Annotated in this window: 20 protein-coding genes; 19 read left to right on the forward strand and 1 reads right to left on the reverse strand. The window is 59.5% G+C overall.

Annotated elements, in window-relative coordinates:
- Window positions 1–3 precede the first annotated feature (3 nt).
- Window positions 4–336 carry an iron donor protein CyaY gene (gene cyaY, locus I7X43_RS06120; protein ID WP_198100038.1) on the forward strand — a complete coding sequence of 111 codons (333 nt, stop codon included), beginning with the start codon at window positions 4–6 and terminating at the stop codon, window positions 334–336.
- Here cyaY and I7X43_RS06125 read toward each other — a convergent pair.
- Window positions 323–2,671, reverse strand: coding sequence for a penicillin-binding protein 1A (locus I7X43_RS06125; RefSeq protein ID WP_198100039.1), 2,349 nt, complete (start codon window positions 2,669–2,671; stop codon window positions 323–325). The genes cyaY and I7X43_RS06125 overlap by 14 nt on opposite strands.
- 202 nt (window positions 2,672–2,873) lie before the next feature.
- Here I7X43_RS06125 and I7X43_RS06130 point away from each other — a divergent pair, with 202 nt between their 5' ends.
- The 18 genes from I7X43_RS06130 (at window position 2,874) to I7X43_RS06215 (ending at window position 25,378) form a co-directional block, all read left to right on the forward strand.
- A complete protein-coding gene (locus I7X43_RS06130; protein WP_198100040.1) occupies window positions 2,874–3,953 on the forward strand; it encodes a pilus assembly protein PilM in 1,080 nt (359 codons plus the stop codon).
- Window positions 3,950–4,555 (forward strand): PilN domain-containing protein, encoded by a 606-nt coding sequence (locus I7X43_RS06135; protein WP_198100041.1) that lies wholly within the window; start codon window positions 3,950–3,952, stop codon window positions 4,553–4,555. Before I7X43_RS06130 ends, I7X43_RS06135 begins: the two co-directional genes overlap by 4 nt.
- Before the next feature lies 1 nt (window position 4,556).
- Window positions 4,557–5,249 carry a type IV pilus inner membrane component PilO gene (locus I7X43_RS06140; RefSeq protein WP_198100042.1) on the forward strand — a complete coding sequence of 231 codons (693 nt, stop codon included), beginning with the start codon at window positions 4,557–4,559 and terminating at the stop codon, window positions 5,247–5,249.
- A complete protein-coding gene (locus I7X43_RS06145) occupies window positions 5,246–5,776 on the forward strand; it encodes a pilus assembly protein PilP (RefSeq protein ID WP_198100043.1) in 531 nt (176 codons plus the stop codon). The genes I7X43_RS06140 and I7X43_RS06145 overlap by 4 nt, the downstream gene beginning before the upstream one ends.
- Window positions 5,773–7,929: a type IV pilus secretin PilQ gene (locus I7X43_RS06150; RefSeq protein WP_198100044.1), complete on the forward strand. Its 2,157-nt coding sequence runs from the start codon at window positions 5,773–5,775 to the stop codon at window positions 7,927–7,929. Before I7X43_RS06145 ends, I7X43_RS06150 begins: the two co-directional genes overlap by 4 nt.
- Window positions 7,930–7,944: 15 nt before the next feature.
- On the forward strand, window positions 7,945–11,409 hold the full coding sequence (locus tag I7X43_RS06155) for a hypothetical protein (protein WP_198100045.1): 3,465 nt from the start codon (window positions 7,945–7,947) through the stop codon (window positions 11,407–11,409).
- Window positions 11,406–11,948 (forward strand): shikimate kinase, encoded by a 543-nt coding sequence (locus tag I7X43_RS06160; protein ID WP_310737529.1) that lies wholly within the window; start codon window positions 11,406–11,408, stop codon window positions 11,946–11,948. The genes I7X43_RS06155 and I7X43_RS06160 overlap by 4 nt, the downstream gene beginning before the upstream one ends.
- Before the next feature lie 62 nt (window positions 11,949–12,010).
- Window positions 12,011–13,102, forward strand: a complete 1,092-nt coding sequence (aroB, locus tag I7X43_RS06165; RefSeq protein WP_198100369.1) for a 3-dehydroquinate synthase — start codon at window positions 12,011–12,013, stop codon at window positions 13,100–13,102.
- 1 nt (window position 13,103) lies between these two features.
- The gene (locus tag I7X43_RS06170) at window positions 13,104–14,228 is read left to right on the forward strand and encodes a deoxyguanosinetriphosphate triphosphohydrolase (protein ID WP_198100047.1); all 1,125 of its coding nucleotides are present in this window, start codon (window positions 13,104–13,106) and stop codon (window positions 14,226–14,228) included.
- A 55-nt stretch (window positions 14,229–14,283) separates the two neighbouring features.
- The gene (locus I7X43_RS06175; RefSeq protein ID WP_198100048.1) at window positions 14,284–14,976 is read left to right on the forward strand and encodes an REP-associated tyrosine transposase; all 693 of its coding nucleotides are present in this window, start codon (window positions 14,284–14,286) and stop codon (window positions 14,974–14,976) included.
- Window positions 14,977–15,085: 109 nt separating this feature from the next.
- Window positions 15,086–19,885: a glutamate synthase-related protein gene (locus I7X43_RS06180; protein ID WP_198100049.1), complete on the forward strand. Its 4,800-nt coding sequence runs from the start codon at window positions 15,086–15,088 to the stop codon at window positions 19,883–19,885.
- A gap of 20 nt (window positions 19,886–19,905) precedes the next feature.
- Window positions 19,906–21,390 (forward strand): glutamate synthase subunit beta, encoded by a 1,485-nt coding sequence (locus tag I7X43_RS06185; protein WP_198100050.1) that lies wholly within the window; start codon window positions 19,906–19,908, stop codon window positions 21,388–21,390.
- 95 nt (window positions 21,391–21,485) lie between these two features.
- On the forward strand, window positions 21,486–22,310 hold the full coding sequence (locus tag I7X43_RS06190) for an ABC transporter ATP-binding protein (RefSeq protein ID WP_198100051.1): 825 nt from the start codon (window positions 21,486–21,488) through the stop codon (window positions 22,308–22,310).
- On the forward strand, window positions 22,307–23,092 hold the full coding sequence (gene mlaE / locus I7X43_RS06195; protein ID WP_198100052.1) for a lipid asymmetry maintenance ABC transporter permease subunit MlaE: 786 nt from the start codon (window positions 22,307–22,309) through the stop codon (window positions 23,090–23,092). Before I7X43_RS06190 ends, mlaE begins: the two co-directional genes overlap by 4 nt.
- A 17-nt stretch (window positions 23,093–23,109) precedes the next feature.
- Entirely contained in the window at window positions 23,110–23,583 is a 474-nt protein-coding gene (gene mlaD, locus I7X43_RS06200; RefSeq protein WP_198100053.1) for an outer membrane lipid asymmetry maintenance protein MlaD, read from the forward strand.
- Complete coding sequence (locus I7X43_RS06205) at window positions 23,580–24,329, forward strand: MlaA family lipoprotein (RefSeq protein ID WP_198100054.1); 750 nt, start codon at window positions 23,580–23,582, stop codon at window positions 24,327–24,329. Before mlaD ends, I7X43_RS06205 begins: the two co-directional genes overlap by 4 nt.
- Window positions 24,330–24,417: 88 nt before the next feature.
- Window positions 24,418–25,056, forward strand: coding sequence for an MlaC/ttg2D family ABC transporter substrate-binding protein (locus I7X43_RS06210; protein WP_246480216.1), 639 nt, complete (start codon window positions 24,418–24,420; stop codon window positions 25,054–25,056).
- 7 nt (window positions 25,057–25,063) lie between these two features.
- Complete coding sequence (locus I7X43_RS06215; RefSeq protein WP_198100055.1) at window positions 25,064–25,378, forward strand: STAS domain-containing protein; 315 nt, start codon at window positions 25,064–25,066, stop codon at window positions 25,376–25,378.
- Window positions 25,379–25,389 lie beyond the last annotated feature (11 nt).

Consider the following 25,389-nt stretch of genomic DNA (forward strand, 5'->3'; position numbering starts at 1 on the left):
ACCATGCAAGACGCTGACTACCACCAACGGGCTGAAACGCTGCTGCGTCGTCTGGAGGCCCAGGCGGATGCTTGGTTGCAGGAGGATGACTTGGATGTGGATGCCAGCCGAAATGGCGGCGTGCTGGAATTGACCTTGCCCAATCGCACCAAATTGGTGGTCAACAAACAGCCACCGCTCAGCGAGGTCTGGCTGGCGGCTCAAGCGGGGGGGTTCCACTTTCGGTGGCGGGATGACCAGTGGCGTGACACCAAGTCCGGGGAGCGGTTCGAGCAGGTCTTCTTGGAACACATGAGCCGACAAGCCGGCAGGGCGCTGCAGTTCACGGTTGCTTGAATAAATCGAGCACGCCTTTCTTCTCTTCGGCATTGGCCGGGCTGGGCAGGCTGGGGTCATCGTTTTCGATGCGGGTGACGCCCCGATCGGCCACGAATTCGTCGAAGTACCACTCGCCATTGACGTACACCACGCCCTCGGGAGGGGGAATTTCGGCGACCGCGGTTTGGCGTAGTGCAAATTGCATGAAATCGATCCAAATGGGCAGGGCCAATCCTCCGCCCGTTTCCCGGCTTCCCAGTTTGCGCGGCGTGTCGTATCCCACCCAAACCACGGTGACCAACTCCGGTTGATAACCGGCAAACCAGGCGTCCATGGAGTCATTGGTGGTGCCGGTCTTTCCATACAGATCGGTGCGTTTTAATGCGACTTGGGCTCGGGCCGCCGTTCCAGACCTTGTAACCTCTTGGAGCAAGCTGCTCATGAGGAAGGCATTCCGTGCATCCAGTGTCCGGTTCGCCTCATCCAACGTGACGGGCGGCGCTTCAAAGAGAACCTTGCCATGGTCGTCGACAATTTTCTGAATCAGCGACGACTCAATGCGGTGCCCGCCGTTGGCGAAGACTGAATAGGCTTCGGCCATTTGGAGGGGCGTGACCGATCCCGCTCCCAGGGCCATCGTCAGGTAGGCCGGATGCTTGTTCGCGGGGAACCCGAACCGACCGATCCAGGACTGTGCTTCATGGGTGCCGACGGAGCGGAGCACCCGAATCGACACCATGTTCTTGGACTTGGCCAGCGCCTTGCGCAGCGTCATGGGCCCCTCAAAGGTTCCGTCGTAATTTTTGGGCTCCCAGGGTTGGCTGCCCGTTGTCGTCGCGTCGAAAAACAAGGGAGCATCGTTCACCACGGTCGAAGGCGTAAACCCCCGCTCCAGTGCGGCGGAGTAAATGAACGGCTTGAAGCTGGAGCCGGGTTGACGCCAAGCCTGGGTGACGTGATTGAACTTGTTCTTCGCAAAATCGAAGCCCCCAACCATGGCTCGAATCGCACCCGTACGGGGATCCAAGGAAACGAGCGCGCCTTCGACTTCGGGCACCTGGGTCAACACCCACCCGAGCTTGCCATCGGCGATGACCCGAACCACAGCGCCTCGTCGAATTTGAACCTTGGGGTCGCCCCTCTCTTGTAATCCACTCGCAACGGGTTTGACGCTGTCGCCCGTGAGCGTGAGAACCTCGCCGGTCTGAAGGGACGCGACGACCTTTTTGGGGCTAGCTTCCAAGACCACTGCGGAAAACAGCTCGCCGTTCGCTGGGAAGTCCGCCAGCACCTCGGCAACGCGCGCGTCGACGAGCTTGGGGTCTGCGGGCAGGTCCACATGGGCTTCTGGGCCCCGATAGAACTGACGACGCTCGTACTCCATCAAGCCCTTGCGAAGCGCCTTGTACGCCATCTGCTGCTCGTCGTGGCGGACGCTGAGCGTCACGCTCAAGCCGCGCGAATACAACTCGTCGCCGTAGCGAGACAGCAGCAGCTGTCGGGCTGCCTCGGCGGCGTAATCTGCGCCGGCTTGAGAAGGCGAGGCGGTCCGGATTTTCAGCGTCTCACTCTTGGCCGCCGTGTGCTGCTGCACATTGAGGAAGCCGTTCTCCAGCATGCGATCCAAGATGTACTGCTGGCGAATGCGGGCGCGCTTGGGGTTGGCGATGGGGTTGTAAGCCGAAGGCGCCTTGGGTAGGCCGGCGAGCATGGCGGCCTCGGCGGCTGAAATATGCTTCAGCGGCTTTCCAAAATAGACCTCGCTGGCGGCTGCGAATCCATACGCGCGATGCCCCAGAAAAATCTGGTTCATGTAGATTTCAAGAATCTTGCGTTTGGAGAGCGTTGATTCAATTCGAAGTGCCAGCAGGATTTCGTACAGCTTTCTGGACAGCGTTTTTTCCGAACTCAAGTAGAAATTGCGAGCCACCTGCATCGTGATGGTCGAGGCCCCTTGGCTGCGAGACTCCTGCAAGTTGGCCAGACCGGCTCGGAGGACGCCCCAGTAGTCCACGCCGCCGTGCTGGTAGAAGCGCGCATCTTCAATGGCCAGGATGGCGTCCTGCATGACCTGAGGAATCTCCTCTATGGCCAGATACTGGCGTCGCTCTTCCCCAAATTCAGCCAGCAACTTGCCTTCAGCCGACCAGATACGCAGGGGCTGGTGTGGCCGGTAATCCGAAAGCCCGGAGACGTCCGGCAAGTTGGGATACGCGGTCACCAGAATGAGGGCCGCGCCCAGTCCACATGCCACGATCCCGGCGGCGATCAGACCGGTGAAACCCAGTGCGAACTTTCTCCATCGAGGAATCTGTTCTGATGGGCTCGGGAGGGACGACGGTTTGGAAGGCATATGGGATGAAATTATAGAAACCCCCTGTCTGCGGGGGCAGTGCTGGGTGCCGTCACACGGCGTTACACCCAGGGTCTGGAGCGTACCGCTTGCGCAACGTGGTTAACCCCTGCTTACCGGTTTTTTGACCGGGCCACAAAAGGTTTACTGCTAGCATGCAAGTAAGTTCTTAAGTCCCCGCTTGTGGGGTAAGGGTGAAGGCATGGGAATTTTTGACAGCTTGCTGGGGCGAAAAAGCCCGCCCATGCTGGGCTTGGACATCAGTTCCTCCAGTGTGAAGCTGGTGGAGCTGAGTCAGAACAAGGCTGGCGAGATGGTCCTGGAACGCTTCGCCTCTGAGCCGTTGGAAAAAGGCTGGATCACGGATGGGCACGTCGAAAAGTTCGACGAAGTCGCCGACGCAGTTCGCAAAGTCGTGGCGCGAAGCGGAACCCGCACTCGGCAAGCCGTTTTGGCGATGCCTGCGTCTGCGGTCATCACCAAGCGCATCATGCTGCCCTCTGGGCTTCGCGAGGAAGAAATGGAAGTGCAGGTTGAGGCAGAGGCCAACCAGTACATCCCGTTTTCTCTGGATGAGGTGAGCCTGGACTTCTGCGTTGTGGGCCCCAGCGCCACGTCTGTTGGCGACGTCGAAGTGCTGATCGCTGCATCGCGAAAAGACCGGGTCCAAGACCGGCAAGGGATTGCGGAAAGTGCTGGGCTGAAGCCTGTGATCATGGATGTTGAGTCCCACGCGTCCCGAATGGCCATGGGGCGCCTGATTCAGGCGCTGCCGGACAGTGGCAAGGATGCGCTCATCGCCCTTTTTGAGATTGGTGCGGAGACCACGAGCCTGAAGGTGCTACGCGATGAGGAATTGCTTTATGACCGCGATCAAGCCTTTGGCGGCGGGCAGTTGACCCAATTGATTGCGCGGCAGTACGGACTCTCGTTCGAAGAGGCGGAAACCAAAAAATTGTCCGGCGATTTGCCGGAAGATTACCCAGGTCAAGTGCTGGAGCCCTTCGTTGACAGCCTATCGCAAGAAATTGGGCGTGCTCTGCAGTACTTCTTCACGAGCACGCCGCATCACAAGGTCCACTATGTGATGCTGGCCGGTGGAACGGCCACGCTGCCCGGATTGAAAGACCGCGTGACCGACCTGACTGGATTTGCGTGTATGGTGGTCAATCCATTTGACCGCATGATCATGGGTGCAGGGGTGCGGGAAGGTCGGATTCAACGTGAATCTGCGGCTTATTTGACAGCTTGCGGATTGGCAATGCGGAGGTTCTACGAGTGATCCTCATTAACTTACTTCCCTATCGGGAAGAGCGGCGAAAGTGGCGAAAGCAGGCCTTTTTTGCCGGCCTTGGCTTGTCGCTTGCGGCGGGTGTCGCATTGGGTGCATTGGGCTGGATCCTGCTTCAGTCATTGATTGACCATCAGCAATCGAGAAACGCCTTCTTGACCAGTCAGATCAAGACTCTGGACGAGCAGATCAAGGACATCGCAACGCTGCGCGAGGAAATTGATGCGCTCACCCAACGGCAGAAGGCGGTTGAAGCCCTGCAGGCGGAGCGCAATACCCCTGTTCATCTTCTGAATGAACTGGCGAGGCTGACGCCAGAAGGTGTTTACCTTACGGCCCTGAAGCAAACTGATGGCAGCATCTTGCTTACCGGCTTGGCGCATACGCAAGAGCGAGTTTCTGAATATCTTCGGAATATTGGGCGCGATGCGCAGTGGATCGAAAAGCCCGCTCTGCAGGAGGTCAAACTTACAAACGTGACCACCAATATCAAAGGTTCGAAGCGATTGTTCGAATTTTCGGTAAAAGTTACGTTGAAAGGTGCGCAGGGTGAGTCCGGGGGTGGGGCTGACAAGCAGCCCAAGAAAGGTTGATATGGCGGAGCAAGCGATCAAACCGGATATGGCGAAGCGCCTTCAGAGTGCACTTGAGCAGTTCAAAGGCCTTGACCCCAATAAGCCTGAGAATTGGCCATTGCTGCCAAAACTGGCGGTTGGTGGTTTGCTGGCTTTGTCCACCCTGGTTGGGATTTACTTTCTTGTGCTATCTGACGAACAAGCGCGTCTTGAGTCTGAGATTGCTAACGAAGAAAAATTGAAGGCCGATTTCGTCGCGAAGGCGGCGACTGCGGCGAATCTTCCGGAGTTGCGCAAACAGAAAAGTCAGGTTGAGGAGTACGTTAGTCAGCTTGAAAAGCAGCTTCCGGCGAAGGCGGAAATGGATGCGCTTCTGTCGGACATCAATCAAGCTGGCGTGGGGCGTGGTTTGCAGTTTGAATTGTTTAAGCCTAGCTCGGAGGTCATTAAAGACTACTACGCTGAGCAGCCAATTGCCCTCAAGGTGGCTGGCCGCTATCACGACTTTGGCGCCTTCGTATCCGATGTCTCCAACCTGTCTCGAATTGTTACGCTGCACAATTTTCAGATAGCTCCTTATCAAGCGAAGGACCCTGGTGGGCTGTTGATGATGGAGTCAATTGCCAGAACCTATCGATATCTTGATCCGTCTGAAGTGGCGCAGGCGGCCAAGGCGAAGGCGGCTGCCAAAGCGGCGGGGGCAAAGAAATGAAGCCAAACCGACGATTCCTGCTGTGCGGTGTAACGGTCTTGTTGACTGCCTGCGCATCGGACTTGGATTCCTTGCAGCAGTGGGCTGAGACGGAACGTCGAAATGCCCGACCGACTGTGAAGCCGCTCAGCGCGCCGAAGAAATTTACGCCGCAACCTTACTCCGAGTTATCCGCCGTCGAGCCATTCAGCTTTCAGAAATTGAATGTGGCCAATCAAACAGACGTTGTTCAAGCCAATTCGCCTATTGCTCAGGAGAAAAATCGTCGAGCGGAACCTCTGGAGGCCTATCCGCTCGACTCCATGCACATGGTTGGCAGCATGTACCGGGATGGAGTTCGACAGGCGATTTTGAAGGTTGATAGCTTGCTTTATTACGTCAAGCCGGGAAATTATGTGGGACAAAACTTTGGCCGCATCATGAAAGTGGATGAGGCTGAGATCACGATCCGTGAGATCGTCCAAGATCCCGCCGGGGACTGGGTAGAGCGAATCAGTACGCTGACTCTTCAGGAGGCAGCACGATGAAAACAAAGCAGGAGAACCATGTGAAGCGATGTGCAACTGCGCTGTTGATGGCAGCCTTGACCCTTCCTGGACTGGCTTGGGCGCAAAACGCCATTCGCTCAATTCAAGCCAATCAGCAAGCTGGCTCTGAAATCTTGAGAATTGAATTCGACAAGCCGCTGATCGAGGTTCCCCGGGGATTCACGATGCAGTCACCTGCTCGAATCGCCATCGATCTTCCGGGCGTCGTCAATGGGCTCGGTCGAAATTCTGTCGAAATTGGGCAAGGCAATGTTCAGTCCGCAGCGGTGGCTCAAGGGGCTGATCGAGCGCGCTTGGTCCTGAACCTTCGCCAAGCCTCCGGTTACCGGGCGGAAATCCAAGACAAGGCGCTGATTTTGGTGCTGGATTCGGCGGCCAGTGCTGGTGCGTCGGCTGCCGCCCCAGTTCAGCATTTCGCACCGAGTCAAAACGATGCCGTGCAAGCGCTTCGCGACTTGGACTTCCGCCGCGGTGTGGATGGCGCTGGTCGTGTGGTTGTTGGCTTACCCAGCGCCCAAGTGGGTGTCGACATTCAGCAGCAAGGTCAGCGTTTGGTTCTGGAGTTCCCCAAAACCAACCTGCCTGCCAACCTGCGGAAGCGGTTTGATGTCGTGGACTTCGGAACCCCGATTCAGAGCATGGTTGCATCGCAGCTTAATGACCGCGTGCGAATTGTCGTGGAGCCCAAGGGGGACTGGGAGCATTCGGCGTACCAAAGTGATAACCAGTTTGTTTTGGAGGTTCGTTCGGTAAAGCCAAGCCCTAATAAATTGACGCAGGGATCGGGATTTTCTGGTGAAAAAGTTTCGTTCAATTTCCAGAATATTGAGGTCCGCGCACTGTTGCAAGTTATCGCAGACTTCACCCAGTTCAATGTGGTGACCAGCGATACGGTTACCGGTTCTATCACTCTTCGACTGAAGGATGTGCCTTGGGACCAAGCATTGGAGATTATTCTCCAAGCAAAAGGGCTGGGGTTGCGCAAGAGTGGCAATGTGCTTTGGATTGCTCCTAAGGAAGAGTTGGCAACCCGTGAAAAAGCCGATCTCGAGGCCAAGGCTGCTGTTGCCCAGTTGGAGCCCACGCGAACCCAGGCCTTTGTGTTGAACTACACCAAGGCAGAGGATGTGGCGAAGGGTCTAACGGGAACAGTCGTTAGTGGGGCAGGCGGTTCTAGCACAGGGGCGGATAAGACGGCGAGGGTGCTTTCTTCCCGGGGCAGCGTTCTGTTCGAGCCGCGTACTAATCAGATCTTTGTAACCGATATTGCTTCAAAGTTGGAAGAGGTTCAGGGCCTGATCCAGCGTATTGATATACCAGTTCGGCAGGTTCTTATCGAAGCGCGTATTGTTGAGGCCGATGATAAATTCGGTAAATCCCTTGGCGTGAAGTTGGGTGCATCGGACGCTCGAGGGTTGCAGGGTGGTATTCCTGGATACTCGGTCGGTGGTGGGAATTATTTGACATTTGGTGGAACCTACAGTGGGGTTGGTTATCAAACGGGACAGACAGGTTCTGTCGATTTTGGTAACACGCAGTTCGTTAATCTCCCGGCGACGACTATTAACAATGTTAATGCGGCTTCGATCGCGGCGACGCTATTTAGCGCCTCGGCTAATAGATTTTTGAATCTCGAACTATCGGCTTTGGAGGCTGATGGCAAAGGGAAAATAGTATCGAGTCCTCGTGTCATTACCGCTGACAAGATTAAAGCTTTAATTGAGCAGGGTGAGGAAATTCCCTATCAAACAGCTACTGGATCGGGTGCGACAGCTATTACCTTCAAGAAAGCTGTGTTGAAGTTGGAAGTGACGCCCCAAATCACGCCGGAAGGCGGTGTGATTTTGGATGTGGATGTGAATAAGGATAGTCGCGGGGTTCTAACTCCGGCGGGCTATGCCATCAACAACAAACATGTGAAAACACAAGTTCTAGTGGAGAATGGTGGAACTGTTGTAATTGGTGGGATTTTCACGCAAGAAGAGATTGATTCGGTTAGCAAAGTGCCTGTTCTTGGTGACATTCCGTACATGGGTGCGCTTTTCCGTAATAAGTCTAAACTGGCGAATAAAACGGAGCTCTTGATTTTCCTGACTCCTAAAGTGGTCAGTGATCGAGCCGGTTTGCAGTAATCAAGGGGTAAGGCAATGTTTGGCTTTGTAAGTGCAATGTCTCAGGCTTGGAATCGAGCCGTTGCTTCGATCTTGCTCCTGTCCGGGCTTCTGTTGCTGAGCGCCTGCGGGGGGGGTGGTGGCGCACCGGGGGCGCCGGTCAACGGTGGAGGAGGTGGAACGACACCAGGCACGGATGCGCTGAGCGTTTCTCTGGTGCTAACTTCTTCTTCTGTTTCCCAGGCCAATCCGGCCACTGCAACCGCAACGGTGACGACCGCAGCTGGCGCGCCAGCCAGCGGGGTCTTGGTGAGTTTTGCGGTGGGGGAGGGCGTGGGCAAAGTCAGCGCACCCTCTGGTTTGACGGACGCAAGCGGTCGCACGACTGTGGTTCTGGCGCCATTGACGACCACGTCTGTGGGCGCAGACTTCCTAACCGCAACCATTAAGCAGGGCGACAAGACCTACACAGCCAAAATCGGCTATCAAGTTAATGCAAGTGCGCCGGCTGTCGTGCAAGTGACCTTGGGCTCCAGTACCTTGACGCCCGGTGCTCAGGTGGATGTCATCGCGACGCTCAAATCAAGCGCAGGCGCTCCGATCACGAACACGGTGGTGAACTTCACCTCGACCTTGAAGGCCGTTCAATTGAGTGCGCCGAGTGCGCTCACGAACAGTTTGGGTCAGGCTGTTGTCAAGGCAACGGTGCCCGCCGGAACTTCAGGTGCGGGTTCGATTGGCGCAGCCGCTCTGGTGCAGGGGGCCGATGTCAGCGCCAGTGCGAATTTCCAAACGGGCTCTGCCACTGTTGGCACTCTCAGTCTGGCCCTGCCGGAAGAGTTGGGGTCAGGTCAGTCCATCAACGCAACGGCGACTTTGGTTGATGCCGCTGGGGCGCCAATCAAGGGTGCAGTCATTAATTTCAGAGCCCTGAACGGCATCGCAACGACCGATCGCCCCAGCGATGTCACGACTGCCGCCGGTGTTGCGCAAGCTGCTGTGGTCAAGGCCGCGCCGACGGCTGTCGGCGCGGAGGTTGTGGAAGTCCGCGCCACGGTCGCCGGGGTAGAACTCGTGGCCAGCCGTACATTGCGCGTGACCACGAGCACGACCTCGGCGGCTCGAATCGTGATTCAGATGCCGACGAACCCCGTGACGGCCACGCAGCCGGGCGAGGCCATCGTTACGGTATTTAAAGCGAACGACTTGCGGGCTGCGAATACGGTTGTCAATCTCAGTACCAAATATGACATCGGCAAGGCCAGTCGCATGACCGATTTGACCAACGGTCAAGGGCAAGTGACTGTTCAGCTGCAGGCCAAGAGCTCAACGGCAAGTGGTGCTGACGAGCTCGTGGTTACCTCGGAGGTGGATGGGGTGACGGTGACGGGGAGTGCACCCTTCCGGGTGAACTCCATCGCGGCCGGTACGCTGAACCTGGAGTTGTTGGACATCAATGGCAACAAAACGACCACGGTCACCAGCGGAAGCCCTGCAACGGCACGGGCTGTCTTGCGAACCGATGGCGGTGCCCCGGTGCCCGGTGTGGTGGTGAGCTTCTCTACCCTCTTGGGCTATGGCAGTTTTAGTGCGATGACCGCGTTGACGGATGCCAACGGCGCGGCTGCGGTTCAGCTTCGGCCGGCTACAACCAGTACTTCGGGGGCAGATACCGTGGTCGCTCGCGCCACGCTGAACGGAACCGCATTGGCTGCGAACGCAGGGTTCCAGTTGACGGCGACCAACGTGGCGATCGGCTCGGTGCTGGTGAATCCCGCTTTGCCGGCGCAAGTCGCTGCCTATGGACAAGCCGAAGTCACGGTTAACCTGACGGGAACCGTGCCGGCCGAACCGGTGGTTGTTTCCGCAACCAGCAGTTGTATTGGTGAAGGTAAGGCGACGCTGTTGCCCGCTACGGTTTCGACCACGACGGGAGTCGCTCGGTTTACCTACCGCGATGCGGGTTGCGGGGCCGTGCGAACCACCGACAGTTTGCAGATCAGTGTGGCAGGAACGGCGGCGAATGCCACCGCAACGATTGGTCTGACGTCCCCGGCGGTGTCCGCCATCAACTTCACATCGGCGACGCCGGCTACGATCTATCTGAAGGGCTCCGGATACACCGAGAACTCGACGGTTCGTTTTCAAGTCAAGGATGCCAATGGCAATGGTCTGCCCGCACGTTGCGCCCAATTTGAATTGGTGAGCTTCGCTGGTGGCCTGTTGATGGAAGATGGAACTGCGCCTGTTCGGCGGAAGTCCGACGCCAACGGGGACTTCTTCCTTCGCATCAATTCCGGAACGGTGCCCACGCCGGTTCGGGTGCGGGCGACCCTGGTCAACGATGCGAATGACCAGTGCGGCGGCGGTACGGTGTCGAATATTTCGACTGTGTCCAGTGGGCTTTCTATCGCCGTGGGGCTGCCCTCGCAGTTGAATTTTTCGTTGTCACAACAAGCAATCAATATCGAGGGTTATGACCGCGACGGTACTTCGAACACTTACACCATCATCGCGTCTGACCGTTTGGCCAACCCCGTGCCCCAAGACACGGCGATTAACTTTGTGGCGGAGGGCGGCGGTCAGATTCAACCCACTGGCTTCATCAAGGTCGGGGGCGATGGCCTGGCTCGCGCAACCGTGAATTACGTGAGTTCGGAGCCGCGCCCCCGCGATGGGCGGATCACGATCCTGGCTTATGCCTTGGGCGAAAAGAGCTTCCTGGATTTGAACGGCAATAACCAGTTCGACACGGGCGAGCCCTTCCAGGATCTTGGCGATGTGTTTATCGATCGATTGTTCAACGTTGTGTACACCAGCGGAAACCAAATTTCTGCCGGCTTTAACTCGACCGAAGATCAACTGATTTCCCTGCAGTTGCCCAATGTCGATTACAAGTCCTGCGAAGCACCGGGTTCTTCGTTGCTGTGGCTGAGTACCTCCATCCCGTCCCTGAACACGGGCAGTCGATGTACGGCTTCGATGCGGGCTTACGTCCGACGCGCGACGCAGACCATTCTTTCGACGTCTGCCGCCAATCCAGTGTGGGGGACCCGCCTGCCGCAGGGCAGCTACGTGGATGCGGGTAGTAGTTGCCCGGTTCCGATTACACGATTGACGGGTTATGACGGGAACGAAGTCCCCTCTACCACGACAATCTTCCCGACCGGGACCACAAAGCTGTATGGCCAAGGGGTTGCGGGAGGCCTCTCGTTCCTCGCTGCGGACGCGAATGCCATTGCATTCAATCCGATGGCTGCGGGTACGACCGTTACGGCAAGTGGTACGGAAGGCTTGACGGTGGCGGTTGTGGGCGGATCGCCTGTGCCCAGCACGGGCAGTCCCAGCGGCGTTTACTTAAGTTATAAATTCGACCTGTCAAAAGCGGATGAAGGCGTCGCCACGGTTACGTTGCGCAGCCCTATTACTGGAACAGGCACAACGTTCTCGCAGTTCATCAGCACTCGAGCAGTTCCAACTGGAATGATCAGTTGCCCTTGAAGCTGGCATTGATCGGCCTGCCCGGCAGCGGAAAATCCAGCGTTGCCAAACACCTCGCCCAGCATTACCGCTGGGCGCAGGTGGACACCGATCAGGTATTCGAATCGCGAGTGGGTATGCCTATTCGCGATTTTTTTTCTGCCCACGGCGAAGCGGCCTTTCGAGACTTAGAGACCGAGGTACTTGCTGATTGCCTTCAGCGGCCCGGACCGCTGGTCTTGGCCACAGGTGGTGGGATCGTTTTGCGACCCGAAAATCGGCAGTTGCTGCGCAAGCAATCCTTGGTGTTTTTTCTCAAGCAGCGACCAGAAGAATTGGCGCGTCGGCTGAAAACCGACACCAAGCGGCCGCTGTTGCAAGGCGGTGATGCGTTGGCGAAGCTGCGCGATCTGGCTGGTGTGCGGGATCCGCTTTATCGTCAATCGGCGCATTACACCGTCGAGGCTCAACGGCCCACGGTGGCAGCCGTCGTGCAGTGGATATGTATGCAGCTGGAGTTGGCGGGGCATGCCCCGGTGGCTCCTACACTGGAGCCATGACAGTCCAGCCAACGCGATTCGACTCCCCCCGCCTCTCTGACTTCGATCTGAGCGTGGAGGGCATTCCCCGGCTCGAAGTGGTTTTGGCTGAACGTTCCTATGGGATTGAGATCGGTGCCGGCAGTTGGGCAGAGCGGATTGCTCGTACACCGAACCTGAAGAGCCCGCTGGCGGTGGTGGTGACCAACCCCACGGTACACGCCTTGCACGGTGCGGCGCTGGAGGCCGCCCTCTGGCCCGCTTTCAAGCGCGTGGAGGTTCGCGAAGTCCCCGATGGGGAATCCAGCAAACACTGGCCGTGTGTGAGCTGGCTCTGTGAAGAGCTGGCGTCAATGGGCGCGGGGCGCGACGTCTTGTTGGTTGCGTTGGGTGGCGGGGTGATTGGGGACCTGACGGGTTTCGTGGCGTCGATTTATATGCGCGGCGTCCGTTTTTTACAGGTCCCAACGACCCTCTTGGCGCAGGTGGACTCTTCCGTCGGGGGGAAGACCGGCATTAACTTGCCGCAGGGCAAGAACCTGGTGGGCGCCTTCCATCAGCCCGCTGCCGTTTGGGCGGATTCGACGGTACTCGGCACCCTGCCTGCTCGGGAGTACGCTGCGGGGCTCGCGGAAGTGATCAAGTACGGCCCCATCGCAGACTTGGCATTTTTTGAGTGGCTTGAAGCCAACATGCCACGGTTGGTCGCTCGGGATCCGCAAGCGATCGGCGTTGCGGTGCGACGGAGTTGCGAGATCAAAGCGGCCATTGTGGCCATGGACGAGCGGGAAGACGGCATTCGGGCGGTTCTGAATTTCGGGCACACGTTTGGCCACGGATTGGAGCGGGGTTTGGGCTATGGAGCTTTGCTGCACGGGGAGGCGGTGGGTATTGGCATGTTGATGGCGACTCGGCTGTCGGTGGCGCACTTGGGCTTGGACAATTCGTATCTCGACCGACTTGAACGTCTGCTCGCTGCGGCCGGTTTGCCGACCGAAGTGCAAGGGTGGAGCCCACAGCAATTGCTAGCCTGGATGCGAACGGACAAAAAGGCTGTCGCTGGGGCGATCCGGTACGTGGTGATCCCTAAGTGGGGCGAGGCTGCTCTTGCCAGCGTTGCGGATGAAGCCGTGCTCCAGGTGCTCGATGACACGGTCAGGGCCATGCGGGGCTGAGATGTTGGCCCCTTATGCCTGCGCCCCATCGACCAGTCGGGGCCGCCGCGTTCACGAGTCGCCCGCTGCGGATCGGGATGACTACCAGCGCGACCGCGATCGGATCGTGCATTCGTCGGCCTTTCGACGGTTGGTCTACAAGACCCAGGTCTTTCTCAATCACGAGGGCGATCTATTTCGGACCCGGCTGACGCACTCCTTGGAGGTCGCCCAACTGGCTCGTTCCATGGCACGTAACCTGCGTCTGAACGAGGACCTCACCGAAGCGCTGGCGCTGGCCCATGATTTGGGGCACACGCCGTTTGGGCATGCCGGTCAAGATACGCTGAACGAGTGCATGGCCGACCACGGTGGCTTCGAGCACAACCTCCAAAGCTTGCGCGTGGTGGACTGGCTGGAGCGGCGCTATGCAAAGTTCCCCGGGCTCAATCTGTGTTTTGAGACCCGCGAGGGCATCTTGAAGCACTGCAGCCGGCGCCATGCCGAGGAACTGGAGGTTCTGGAACCCGGGGGTGTCGCCGCGCGCTTCTTGGTACGGCGACAACCCAGTTTGGAGGCGCAGTTGAGCAATTTGGCGGACGAACTTGCCTATTGCGCCCATGACATTGATGACGGCGTCCGATCTGGATTGCTGCCCTTTGACGCCTTGGTGGACCAGCCTTTGCTGGGAGCGTTGATCGAAGACGTTGATCGCGCAGAGGGGACAGCGTTGACACCGAAGGTGCGGCTGTACACCATGCTTCGACGGTTGCTTCAGCGCGGAACTTCGGATCTGGTGAGGGCCACGACCGAGCGGCTGCGTCGGGCGGCTCCCGATTCACTTGAAGCGGTGCGGGACTTGCCGCCGCTGGTTGGCTATTCGCCGGAGTTTGAGCAGGCGCTTCGCACCTTGAAGTCCTTTTTGTTTGCGGCGTTGTATCGGCATCCCGAAGTTGAGGCGCAACGGACTTTGGCCCAGCGTCTGCTCAAGGAACTCTTTGCGCACTATGTGGCGGTGGGCGTGCCTGAACCGCTGGATGCTGACCCGCACCGCGCGGTGGCCGACTATTTGGCGGGGATGACCGACCGCTTCGCCATTCGGGAGCATCGTCGCATCACGGGTGAACGCCTGTTCGTCGTGGATTGAGCAAGCGGGCTGCAAAATGGGGTCGGAGTCAATCTAAGAAGCCCCCATGGCCCGCATGCCCCGTTTGGTTATCCCTGGAGAAGTGCACCATGTCTTGCAGCGGGGGCACAACCGCCAGACGATCTTTCATGACGCGGAGGACGCACAAGCCCTATTGGCCGCGTTGCGAGAGGCAAGTCAACTCCATGATCTGAAGGTCCATGCCTACGCCTTGATGCCGACTCATTTGCATCTGCTCGCCACACCGGGCACGTCCGTAGGTTTGGCTCGCACCATGCAGACCCTGGGTCGGCGGTATGTGGGCCACTTCAATCGACGCCACGGACGCACGGGGACGCTTTGGGAAGGGCGGTTCCGTACCACGGTGATTGAGGCGGCAGCCTTCTTCGAGACGATGATGCTTTACGTGGAGCAGAACCCACTTCGCGGCGGGTTGGTGGAGTGCGCAGGAGACTATCCATGGTCCAGTGCTGCGCACCATCTCGGCCAACGGCGAGACCCCTTGATTGCGGAACATGCCGCATTTTGGGCGTTGGGAAATACACCATTCGACCGTGAACTCAGGGTGCGAAAGGGATTGTTGGCCCCCCAGGACACCCAGGTGCTGGCGCGGGTCCGTCGGCACGTTCACAGCGGGTGGCCCTTGATGACCCCGAGGCAGGCGGCGGTTTGGGAGGCGCAACTGCAGCGTCCCCTCACGCCACAACCCGTCGGACGCCCCCGTCTTGACTCTGTCCCCAATAAATGACGAAGCCACCCTTCGGATGCTGATATTGGCACTCTGACCCCTTTTTGTTTCCGGGGTGTTACGGGAATTCAGGCGCTAGGCTTCAGCCCAATCCGTGTTGGAGCCTTGCATGTCTGCCACCCAAACTATTGAAACCGCGGCCGCTCTCGCCACCGCAACCCTCGATGAACGCCAGGCCTTGGCTGAACAGGGCTTGTATCGTTCCGAGGCTGAAAAGGATGCCTGTGGCGTGGGTTTTGTGGCCCACATCAAGGGCCAGCGTTCGCACAGCATCGTTGAGCAGGGCTTGAAGATCCTTGAAAACCTCGATCACCGGGGGGCCGTGGGCGCGGACAAGCTGATGGGCGATGGGGCCGGTATCCTGATTCAAATCCCGGACGAGTTCTACCGGGCTGAGATGGCATTGCAAGGCGTCACCTTGCCGCCACCTGGCGAGTACGGAGTGGGCATGATCTTCTTGCCCAAAGAGCACGCCTCGCGACTGGCTTGTATCCAAGAACTGGAGCGGGCCGTGAAAGCCGAAGGCCAAGTGCTGCTGGGTTGGCGGGATGTGCCGGTGGATCGGGACATGCCCATGTCGCCCACGGTGCGCGAAAAAGAGCCCATCCTGAAGCAGATCTTCATTGGGCGAGGTCCCGATGTCATCGTGCCAGACGCCTTGGAGCGCAAGCTCTATGTGATCCGCAAGACGGCAAGTTCGGCCATCCAGGCCTTGAAACTGACCCACAGCCGCGAGTACTACGTGCCTTCGATGAGCTGTCGCACCATCATCTACAAGGGTCTCCTGCTGGCTGATCAGGTGGGCACCTATTACAAGGATCTTCAAGATCCCCGCGTGACTTCCGCGTTGGCCTTGGTGCATCAGCGCTTCTCGACCAACACGTTCCCGGAGTGGCCCCTGGCTCACCCCTATCGGATGGTGGCGCACAACGGGGAAATCAATACCGTCAAAGGTAACTTCAATTGGATGCGCGCACGCGAGGGCGTCATGAAGTCACCGGTGCTGGGGGAGGACCTGAAGAAGCTCTATCCCATCAGCATGGAGGGGCAGAGCGACACCGCCATTTTTGACAACGCTTTGGAACTCCTGGTGATGGCGGGCTACCCCTTGGCCCACGCGGCCATGATGATGATTCCGGAGGCCTGGGAACAGCATGAGCTGATGGATGAGCGCCGGCGCGCGTTTTATGAATACCACGCGGCCATGTTGGAGCCCTGGGATGGCCCGGCCGCCATGGTGTTTACGGATGGTCGCCAGATTGGGGCCACGTTGGACCGCAATGGCTTGCGCCCGGCGCGCTACATCGTGACGGACGATGACCTGGTGGTGCTCGCCTCCGAGAGCGGCGTGCTGCCGATTCCAGAAAACCGCATCATTCAAAAGTGGCGCCTGCAGCCAGGCAAGATGTTCCTGATCGATTTCGAGCAGGGGCGCATCATTGAAGACGATGAACTCAAGGCCCAATTGGCCTCCAGTCGCCCGTACCGACAGTGGATTGAGAACGTTCGCATCAAGCTGGACCGAATCGAGGTGGCCCCGACGGGCCCCGCCGAGTTCCCCGACAGCCTCCTTGACCGCCAACAGGCCTTTGGGTACACGCAGGAGGACATCAAATTCCTGCTCAGTCCGATGGCGGCGAATGGGGAGGAGGGCATCGGATCGATGGGGAACGACTCCCCGCTGGCCGTGCTGAGCGACAAGAACAAGCCGCTCTACAACTACTTCAAGCAACTCTTCGCCCAGGTGACCAACCCGCCGATCGATCCGATCCGCGAGGCCATCGTGATGTCACTCAACAGCTTCATTGGCCCCAAGCCCAATCTGCTGGACATCAACGCCATCAATCCGCCGGTTCGCCTGGAAGTGGAGCAGCCGGTTTTGGGCTTCGAGGACATGGCGCGGCTGCGAGAGATCGCTCGCCACACCCATGGCAAGTTCAAGAGCTATGAGCTGGACATCACCTACCCCTTGGCCTGGGGCAAGGAAGGGGTGGAAGCGAAGATTGCCAGCCTGTGCGCCGAAGTGGTGGACGCGCAGCGCAGTGGCCACAACATCATCCTCATCACGGATCGCAAAGCCAGTCGAGATCAGGTGGCCATCCCCGCTTTGTTGGCACTGTCAGCGATCCACCACCACTTGGTCCGTGAGGGGCTGCGCACAACGGTGGGCTTGGTGGTTGAAACCGGGAGTGCGCGCGAGGTCCATCACTTTGCGGTTCTGGCAGGTTTTGGTGCCGAGGCGGTCCACCCCTACCTTGCCCTGGAGACGCTGGTGGGCCTGCACCAGGATCTGCCTGGTTCGCTCAGTGCAGAAAAGGCGCTCTACAACTATACGAAGGCCATCGGCAAGGGGCTGTCCAAGATCATGTCCAAGATGGGCATCAGCACCTACATGTCCTATTGCGGCGCCCAGATCTTCGAGGCCGTCGGCCTTCAAAAGGACCTGGTGGACAAATACTTCCGGGGCACGCCCACGCAGGTGGGCGGAATTGGCATCTTCGAAGTGGCCGAGGAGCAGTTGCGCATGCACCGTGCGGCGTTCGGGGACGATGCGGTCCTGGCGCAGCAGCTGGATGCGGGCGGGGAATACGCCTGGCGGGCCCGTGGAGAGGAGCACATGTGGACGCCCGATGCGATTGCCAAGCTGCAGCACAGCACGCGGGCCAACAGCTACGACACCTACAAGGAGTACGCCCAGATCATCAACGACCAAAGCAAGCGGCACATGACGCTGCGCGGTTTGTTTGAATTCCGGCTGGACCCCAGCAAGGCGATTTCAATCGAAGAGGTCGAGCCGGCCGCCGAGATCGTCAAGCGATTTGCCACGGGCGCCATGTCACTGGGGTCCATCAGCACGGAAGCCCATTCCACGCTGGCCATCGCCATGAACCGCATCGGCGGCAAGAGCAACACGGGCGAGGGGGGCGAAGACCCGGCGCGCTATCGCAATGAGCTCAAGGGGATTCCCATTGCGCAAGGCACCAAGGTCTCTGATGTGATTGGACGCAAGGTGGTGGAGGTTGACTACCCGCTGCGCGCAGGAGACAGCCTTCGGTCCAAGATCAAGCAAGTCGCCTCTGGCCGATTTGGCGTCACCACCGAGTACTTGGTCAGTGCCGATCAAATTCAGATCAAGATGGCTCAGGGGGCCAAGCCGGGCGAGGGCGGGCAGCTGCCTGGCGGGAAAGTCAGCGAATACATCGGTTTCCTGCGCCACTCGGTCCCCGGGGTTGGCCTGATCAGCCCCCCGCCGCACCATGACATCTACTCGATTGAGGATCTGGCGCAGCTCATCCACGATTTGAAGAATGTGAACCCACGGGCGGACATCAGCGTCAAGCTGGTGTCGGAAGTAGGGGTGGGCACGATTGCCGCCGGTGTGGCCAAGTGCAAGGCCGACCATGTGGTGGTCGCGGGTCATGATGGCGGAACGGGCGCTTCACCCTGGAGCTCCATCAAACACGCGGGCACCCCCTGGGAGCTGGGCCTGGCTGAAGCGCAGCAAACGCTGGTGTTGAACCGCTTGCGCAGCCGCATCCGACTGCAAGTCGATGGCCAACTGAAGACGGGCCGCGACGTGGTGATTGGGGCCCTGCTCGGGGCGGATGAGTTTGGCTTCGCCACGGCCCCGCTCGTGGTGACCGGTTGCATCATGATGCGCAAGTGCCATCTCAATACCTGTCCAGTGGGCGTGGCCACGCAAGATCCGACCCTGCGCAAGAAGTTCAGCGGCCAACCCGAACACGTCGTCAACTACTTCTTCTTCATTGCTGACGAGGTGCGGGCGCTGATGGCGCAGTTGGGCGTCAAGAAGTTTGATGACCTGATTGGGCGCGCCGATCTCCTCGATATGAAGAAGGGCATCTCGCACTGGAAGGCGCAGGGCCTGGACTTCGGTCGCGTGTTCCATCAACCCGATGTCCCGCCAGCGGTTTCGCGCTTCCACGTGGAAGCCCAAGATCACGGTTTGCAGCGTGCACTGGATAACAAACTGATCCAGCGGTGCATGCCCGCACTCGAGAACGGCGAGCGGGTCCAGTTCATGGACGATGCCCGCAACGTCAATCGGTCGGTCGGCGCCATGCTCAGCGGCGAGTTGATTCGTCGTCGACCCGAAGGCCTACCCGACCACACCATCTTTATGCAGATGGAGGGGACCGGGGGGCAGAGTTTTGGTGCTTTCCTGGCCAGCGGCATCACGCTGTACCTGATCGGAGACGCCAACGACTACACCGGAAAAGGCCTGTCTGGGGGCCGCGTGGTGGTGCGCCCATCGATTGAGTTCCGAGGCGATGCGGCTCGCAACATCATCGTCGGCAACACCGCGCTTTACGGTGCCACCAATGGCGAGGCTTTCTTCCGCGGCGTGGCCGGCGAGCGCTTCGCCGTCCGCTTGTCGGGTGCGACCGCCGTGGTGGAGGGGACTGGGGACCATGGGTGCGAGTACATGACGGGCGGTACGGTCGTGGTACTGGGCAAGACGGGCCGGAACTTTGCCGCGGGGATGAGCGGCGGGGTGGCCTTTGTGTATGACGAGGATGGCCAGTTCGCCAAACGCTGCAACCCTGCGATGGTGGCACTGGAGCCCGTGTTGGCGCGTGAGGAGCAAGAGGCCGCGGCCGCCACTTGGCACCGCGTCGAGGGGAAAGCCGAGCCCGATGAAGTCATCCTCAAGCGCCTGATTGAAGCCCATCACAAATGGACGGGTTCACTCCGGGCCCGCCAACTGTTGGACCATTGGGCCGACAGTCGGGCCAAGTTCTTCAAAGTGTTTCCCCATGAATACAAGCGGGCGCTGACGGAAATGGCGACCCAGCATCTGCAGCAGGATGCCGCCCACGAAGCGGCTGAGGCCGTGAACAAGGCCAAGGCCTCCAAGACCGGCGCCCTCCGCGCCCCGGCCAAGTAAGCGACGCAAGGAACGAGATCATGGGAAAAGTCACCGGATTCATGGAGTACGGGCGCCTGGAAGAGGGCTACGCCCCGGTCAAGACCCGTCTGAAGAACTGGAAAGAGTTTGTTATTGGTCTGTCCGCGGCAGACAGCAAGACGCAAGCGGCGCGTTGTATGGACTGCGGCACTCCGTTTTGCCACAACGGCTGCCCGATCAACAACGTCATTCCTGACTTCAACGACTTGATCTATCGGGAGCAGTGGCGGCAGGCGCTGGAGGTGCTACACAGCACCAACAACTTTCCTGAATTCACGGGGCGTGTTTGCCCCGCGCCCTGTGAGGCCGCTTGCACGCTCAACGTGAATGACGACGCCGTGGGCATCAAGTCCATCGAACACGCCATCATCGATCGCGGGTGGATGGAGGGCTGGATTCAGCCCCAGGCGGCCACCCACAAGACCGGCAAGAAGGTGGCGGTGGTGGGGTCGGGCCCCGCGGGTCTGGCGGCTGCACAGCAGTTGGCGCGCGCCGGACACGAAGTGACGGTCTTCGAAAAGAACAGTCGAATCGGGGGGTTGCTGCGCTACGGCATCCCCGACTTCAAGATGGAGAAGTCCCACATCGACCGTCGGGTCGAGCAGATGAAAGCCGAAGGGGTGACGTTCCGGACCCAAACGCTGGTCGGGGCGCTTCCCAAAGAAGGGCCGGGGGCCAAAGTCACCAACGATGCGACGGTGGTGGTCTCGCCCGAGCAACTGCAGGCGGAGTTTGATGCCGTGTTGCTGACCGGGGGGGCGGAAACCCCACGCGATTTACCGGCGCCGGGTCGCGACTTGGCCGGAATTCATTTCGCCATGGAATTCCTGCCGCAGCAAAACAAAGTGAACGCGGGCGACAAGCTGAAGGATCAGTTGCGCGCCGAAGGTCAGCACGTGGTGGTGATCGGTGGGGGAGACACGGGATCCGACTGCGTGGGCACGAGCAATCGCCACGGTGCGGCTTCGGTCACGCAGTTTGAGCTCATGCCCCAACCCCCTCAAGTGGAAAACCGACCGCTGACCTGGCCCTATTGGCCGCTCAAGCTTCGGACCAGTTCGAGTCATGACGAAGGCTGTGAGCGAGTGTTCTCGATCGCCACCAAATCCTTCAATCCGGGAACGGGCAAGGACAAAGGGCGAATCAAGAGTCTGACCACGGTGCAATTGGAGTGGCAGGGCAGCAAATTCAAGGAAGTCCCGGGGACTGAGAAAGAGTGGCCCGCCGACTTGGTGCTGCTGGCGATGGGCTTCACGGCGCCCCTACAGACGGTGTTGGACTCCTTTGGCGTGGCCCGCGATGCCCGAGGCAATGCCGCGGCAGCTCCCGACGGAGCACAGGCGTATGCGACCACGGTACCGGGCGTCTTTGTTGCGGGTGACATGCGCCGCGGGCAAAGCTTGGTGGTGTGGGCGATCCGAGAAGGGCGACAGGCGGCTGCGGCCATTCATGCCTCCCTGGTGGGGGGCGGCGCTGCAGCGTAAGGGGTGAGGTTAGGGGTATTCGGGATTGCCCGAATGCCCGGCCATGGGCGTGCAACAATGCACGCCCTTTTGCTTGGGGACGACGGTCGCCGCCTGTGTCAGCTTCTGCCCTGATTGAAATTGACAACGTCACCTTTGGGTATGACGGCGGTCGAACCATTCTCAAAGACCTGAACTTGCGCTTCCTGCGCGGAAAGGTCACGTCGGTTCTGGGCAACTCCGGTTGTGGGAAGACCACGCTCTTGCGTTTGATTGGCGGGGTCCATGCCCCCGATCAAGGGCGGGTGGTTTTTGACGGGGAAGTGATCAATACCCACGACCGTGCACAGCTGTACCGTTTGCGCCGCCGACTGGGCATGTTGTTCCAATTTGGGGCCTTGTTCACCGATTTGACGGTTTTCGACAACGTCGCCTTTCCCCTGCGAGAGATGACCGATTTGCCGGAAAGCATGATCCGCGACTTGGTGCTCATGAAGCTCAATGCTGTGGGCCTTCGCGGTGCGGCGCAGTTGCGTATCAGCGAGGTATCGGGGGGCATGGCGCGACGCATTGCGCTGGCGCGGGCCATTGCGCTGGATCCCGAACTGATCATGTACGACGAGCCCTTCGCGGGTTTGGACCTGATTTCCATGGGGGTCGCGGCGCAGTTGATCCGAACCTTGAACGACGTGACGGGGGCCACCACGCTCTTGATTTCGCACGATGTTCCGGAGTGCATGGCGATCAGCGACTGGGTGGTGCTCATGGCCGAAGGTGGCCGTGTGGTGGCTCAGGGGACGCCCGCCGACATGATGGCGTCGACGGATCCGGAAGTGCGGCAGTTCGTCCGGGGTGAACCCGACGGCCCGGTGAAGTTCCATTACCCCGCGCCCTCCACGGCGCAGGATTTCGGCGTTGCTGGTCGAGGAGCGGCCCGGTGATATCAGCGTTGGCTCACATTGGCGCGCGGGTTCTGAGCAGTCTTCGGGGTTGGGGCCGGGCGGCTGCTTTCTTCCTTGAGCTGCTACTGGCCATTCCACCCGCGCTGCGGCGGCTGGGCTTGATCGTGACGCAGGTTCACGCCATCGGGAACCGGTCGTTGCTGATTATTTTGGCGTCCGGCATGGCCGTGGGATTTGTGCTTGCGCTGCAGATGTACTACGCGTTGGTGACTTATGGTGCGGCGGAATCCCTGGGGTTGGTGGTCAACCTCAGTCTGGTGCGTGAGTTGGGGCCCGTGGTCACCGCATTGCTCTTCGCCGGGCGGGCCGGAACCTCCCTCACGGCGGAAATTGGCCTGATGAAGGCCGGTGAGCAGATCGCTGCACTGGAGTTGATGGCGTTGGATCCGCGCCAGCGGATCTTGGCCCCTCGTTTCTTGGCGGGGGTCATCTCGATGCCCTTGCTTGCAGCGCTGTTCAGTGCGGTCGGGATCCTCGGGGCCTGGCTGGTGGCGGTCGGGCTGATTGGCATCGATCCGGGGAACTTCTGGTCCATCCAGCAAAGCGGCGTTGACGTTTGGCGCGATGTGGGCAACGGCGTGGTCAAGAGCTTTGTGTTCGGCATCATTTGTAGCGCCGTGGCGCTGTATCAAGGCTATGAAACGGAAGCGACGCCCGAAGGCGTCGCCTATGCCACGACGCGCACCGTCGTGATCTCCTCTCTCGCGGTTCTGGGCATGGACTTCATCCTCACCGCGCTGATGTTCACCACCCCTCGGTAAGACATCTCTGAATCCCCATGAATAAACGCAATCTCGAAATCTTGGTGGGGCTGTTCGTTGTGGCGGGCCTCGCCGCCTTGCTCTTCCTGGCGCTGAAAGCCGCCAACCTGGCCAGTTTTCAGAATGGCGACACCTACCGACTGACGGCGCGCTTTGACAACATCGGGGGCCTGAAGGCCCGCGCACCGGTCCGGTCGGCGGGTGTGGTGATCGGCCGAGTCACAGGCATCAGCCTGGATCCCAAAACCTACCAGGGCGTTGTGACCTTGGAGGTGCGCAAAGAGTTTGAGTTTCCCAAGGACAGTTCCGCAAAGATCCTGACGGCGGGGCTGTTGGGGGATCAGTACATCGGCCTGGAGCCGGGTGCGGAGGAAAAATTGCTGGCCCATGGCGATGTCATTAAACAAACACAGTCGGCGGTTGTGCTGGAAAACCTGATTGGTCAGTTCCTCTACAACAAAGCCGCCGAAGGCGGAGGCGATCGCCCATGAGAGCCTATCGCTGGACCTTCGTGGGGATGACGGCGCTAGTGGCAGGCTGCGCCGCGCCGCTGCCCCCTGGGCATCAAGCGCACCCCAAGGACCCCTGGGAGGCCTACAACCGCACGGTGTTTGCGTTCAATGACATCGCAGATGAAACCGTGCTGAAGCCTGCGGCCATGGTGTACGAAAAGGCGGCCCCCACCCCTGTTCGTACCGCGGTGTCGAACTTTTTTGGCAACCTCTCGGATGCTTGGTCCGCGGTGAACTGGGTCTTGCAGGGTGAGCCCCGCCTGGCGATCGAGCAAGGGGCGCGGTTCATTTTCAACAGCACCTTGGGCTTGGCAGGGCTGGCCGATGTGGCCGGCGAGGTCGGCATTGACAAGCGCAGCGCCAACTTTGCGCAGACGCTGGGCAGTTGGGGCGTTGGGCGGGGGCCCTATCTGGTGCTGCCGCTGATGGGGCCATCGACGGTGCGGGACACCGTGGCCCTGCCCATCGATCGCATGGCCCGCTCGTCGGTGTGGTTTGACCACCCCTCTGATCGATTCATGGCTTCCGGCTTGGAATTGGTCAGCCAGCGCGCCAGCTTGCTCCGGGCGGGTGAATTGGTGGAAGGCATTGCTTTGGACAAGTACACCTTCTTTCGGGATGCTTATCTTCAGCGAGCGAATTACAAGAAGCGTCAAAAGGCTGAAGAGGACGACTTTGAGGTGGTGGCACCGACCAAACCTGCTTCAGCGGCTTCGGCGCCTTGAACAGTGCGGGGCCGTGGTTGCCGATGTGCACCCAGCTGCAGGGGCGACCGTTGACCGTCCGATCTTCGGGAAATTAAGAGGAATCTCCATGACAACGAAAAAAGCTTGGATGCGTGGCGCGCTCTCCGTGGGGCTGGCGCTGGTCACCCTGGTTTCGGCCTTTGCGGCCGATAGCAGCACGCCTGATGGCTTGGTCAAAGAGCTGTCGCTTGAAACCCTTGAAGCGGTGAAGGCGGACAAGGCCATCCAGGCTGGCGACGTTCAGCGCATTCAAGCCTTGGTGGAGGCCAAGGTCATGCCTCACGTCAACTTTAAAAAGCTGACAGCCGGGGCTGTGGGCCGCTACTGGCGACAGGCCTCGCCGGAACAACAGGAGCGCTTGCAGAAGGAATTCCGCTTGCTGCTGATTCGCACCTATGCCGGCGCTTTATCCCAAGTGAAAGATCAACAGTTGGCCTTTAAGCCGCTGAAGATGGCACCTGATGAAACCGATGTTGTTGTGAAGACCCAGGTGCGGGGCAAGGGCGACCCGATTCAGCTGGACTATCGGTTGGAGAAGGCCGACAAAGGCTGGCAGATTTATGACATGAATGTCCTGGGCATCTGGCTGGGGGAGCAGTACCGCAGCAGCTTTGCGCAAGAGATCTCGGCCAACGGGATTGATGGACTCATCAAGACGCTGAGCGAGCGCAATCAAAAGGCGATGGCTCAGTCGGCCAAAGGCTGATCGCGTTATGCCCAACAGTTCATTGCGCTTGCCGGCGTCCATGGTTTTGGGCCAGGCCGCTGCGCTTGCGCGTCAGTGGGAATCCTGCCTCGCGGCCGAAGCGGCTGGGGTGACGGCCGCAGCGGGTACGGACGTGCGCCTGAGTGCCGCTGATTTGCAGTCGTTTGATTCTTCAGCTCTGAGTGTCCTGTTGGGCTGTGCCCGAGTTTGCACACAACATGGGCTGGTGCTGCGGATCGAAGACGCCCCCCCCTTGTTGCGCCAACTGGCCCGCATGTATGGCGTCGAAGAGTTGCTGTGGGTGGAGCCCGCACCGCGTTGAGTGGTACGCGG

The organism is Inhella gelatinilytica, assembly GCF_016093295.1.
GTDB classification, from domain to species: domain Bacteria; phylum Pseudomonadota; class Gammaproteobacteria; order Burkholderiales; family Burkholderiaceae_C; genus Inhella; species Inhella gelatinilytica.

What these genes read in the sequence shown, in the direction of transcription:
- I7X43_RS06150 (WP_198100044.1), top strand. Translation starts at nt 5,773, where the DNA reads ATGAAAACAAAGCAGGAGAACCATGTGAAGCGATGTGCAACTGCGCTG.
- I7X43_RS06145 (WP_198100043.1), top strand. Translation starts at nt 5,246, where the DNA reads ATGAAGCCAAACCGACGATTCCTGCTGTGCGGTGTAACGGTCTTGTTG.
- I7X43_RS06155 (WP_198100045.1), top strand. Translation starts at nt 7,945, where the DNA reads ATGTTTGGCTTTGTAAGTGCAATGTCTCAGGCTTGGAATCGAGCCGTT.
- I7X43_RS06185 (WP_198100050.1), top strand. Translation starts at nt 19,906, where the DNA reads ATGGGAAAAGTCACCGGATTCATGGAGTACGGGCGCCTGGAAGAGGGC.
- I7X43_RS06140 (WP_198100042.1), top strand. Translation starts at nt 4,557, where the DNA reads ATGGCGGAGCAAGCGATCAAACCGGATATGGCGAAGCGCCTTCAGAGT.
- I7X43_RS06180 (WP_198100049.1), top strand. Translation starts at nt 15,086, where the DNA reads ATGTCTGCCACCCAAACTATTGAAACCGCGGCCGCTCTCGCCACCGCA.
- I7X43_RS06130 (WP_198100040.1), top strand. Translation starts at nt 2,874, where the DNA reads ATGGGAATTTTTGACAGCTTGCTGGGGCGAAAAAGCCCGCCCATGCTG.
- I7X43_RS06170 (WP_198100047.1), top strand. Translation starts at nt 13,104, where the DNA reads ATGTTGGCCCCTTATGCCTGCGCCCCATCGACCAGTCGGGGCCGCCGC.
- mlaD (WP_198100053.1), top strand. Translation starts at nt 23,110, where the DNA reads ATGAATAAACGCAATCTCGAAATCTTGGTGGGGCTGTTCGTTGTGGCG.
- I7X43_RS06215 (WP_198100055.1), top strand. Translation starts at nt 25,064, where the DNA reads ATGCCCAACAGTTCATTGCGCTTGCCGGCGTCCATGGTTTTGGGCCAG.
- I7X43_RS06175 (WP_198100048.1), top strand. Translation starts at nt 14,284, where the DNA reads ATGCCCCGTTTGGTTATCCCTGGAGAAGTGCACCATGTCTTGCAGCGG.
- cyaY (WP_198100038.1), top strand. Translation starts at nt 4, where the DNA reads ATGCAAGACGCTGACTACCACCAACGGGCTGAAACGCTGCTGCGTCGT.
- I7X43_RS06210 (WP_246480216.1), top strand. Translation starts at nt 24,418, where the DNA reads ATGACAACGAAAAAAGCTTGGATGCGTGGCGCGCTCTCCGTGGGGCTG.
- I7X43_RS06205 (WP_198100054.1), top strand. Translation starts at nt 23,580, where the DNA reads ATGAGAGCCTATCGCTGGACCTTCGTGGGGATGACGGCGCTAGTGGCA.
- I7X43_RS06125 (WP_198100039.1), bottom strand. Translation starts at nt 2,671, where the DNA reads ATGCCTTCCAAACCGTCGTCCCTCCCGAGCCCATCAGAACAGATTCCT.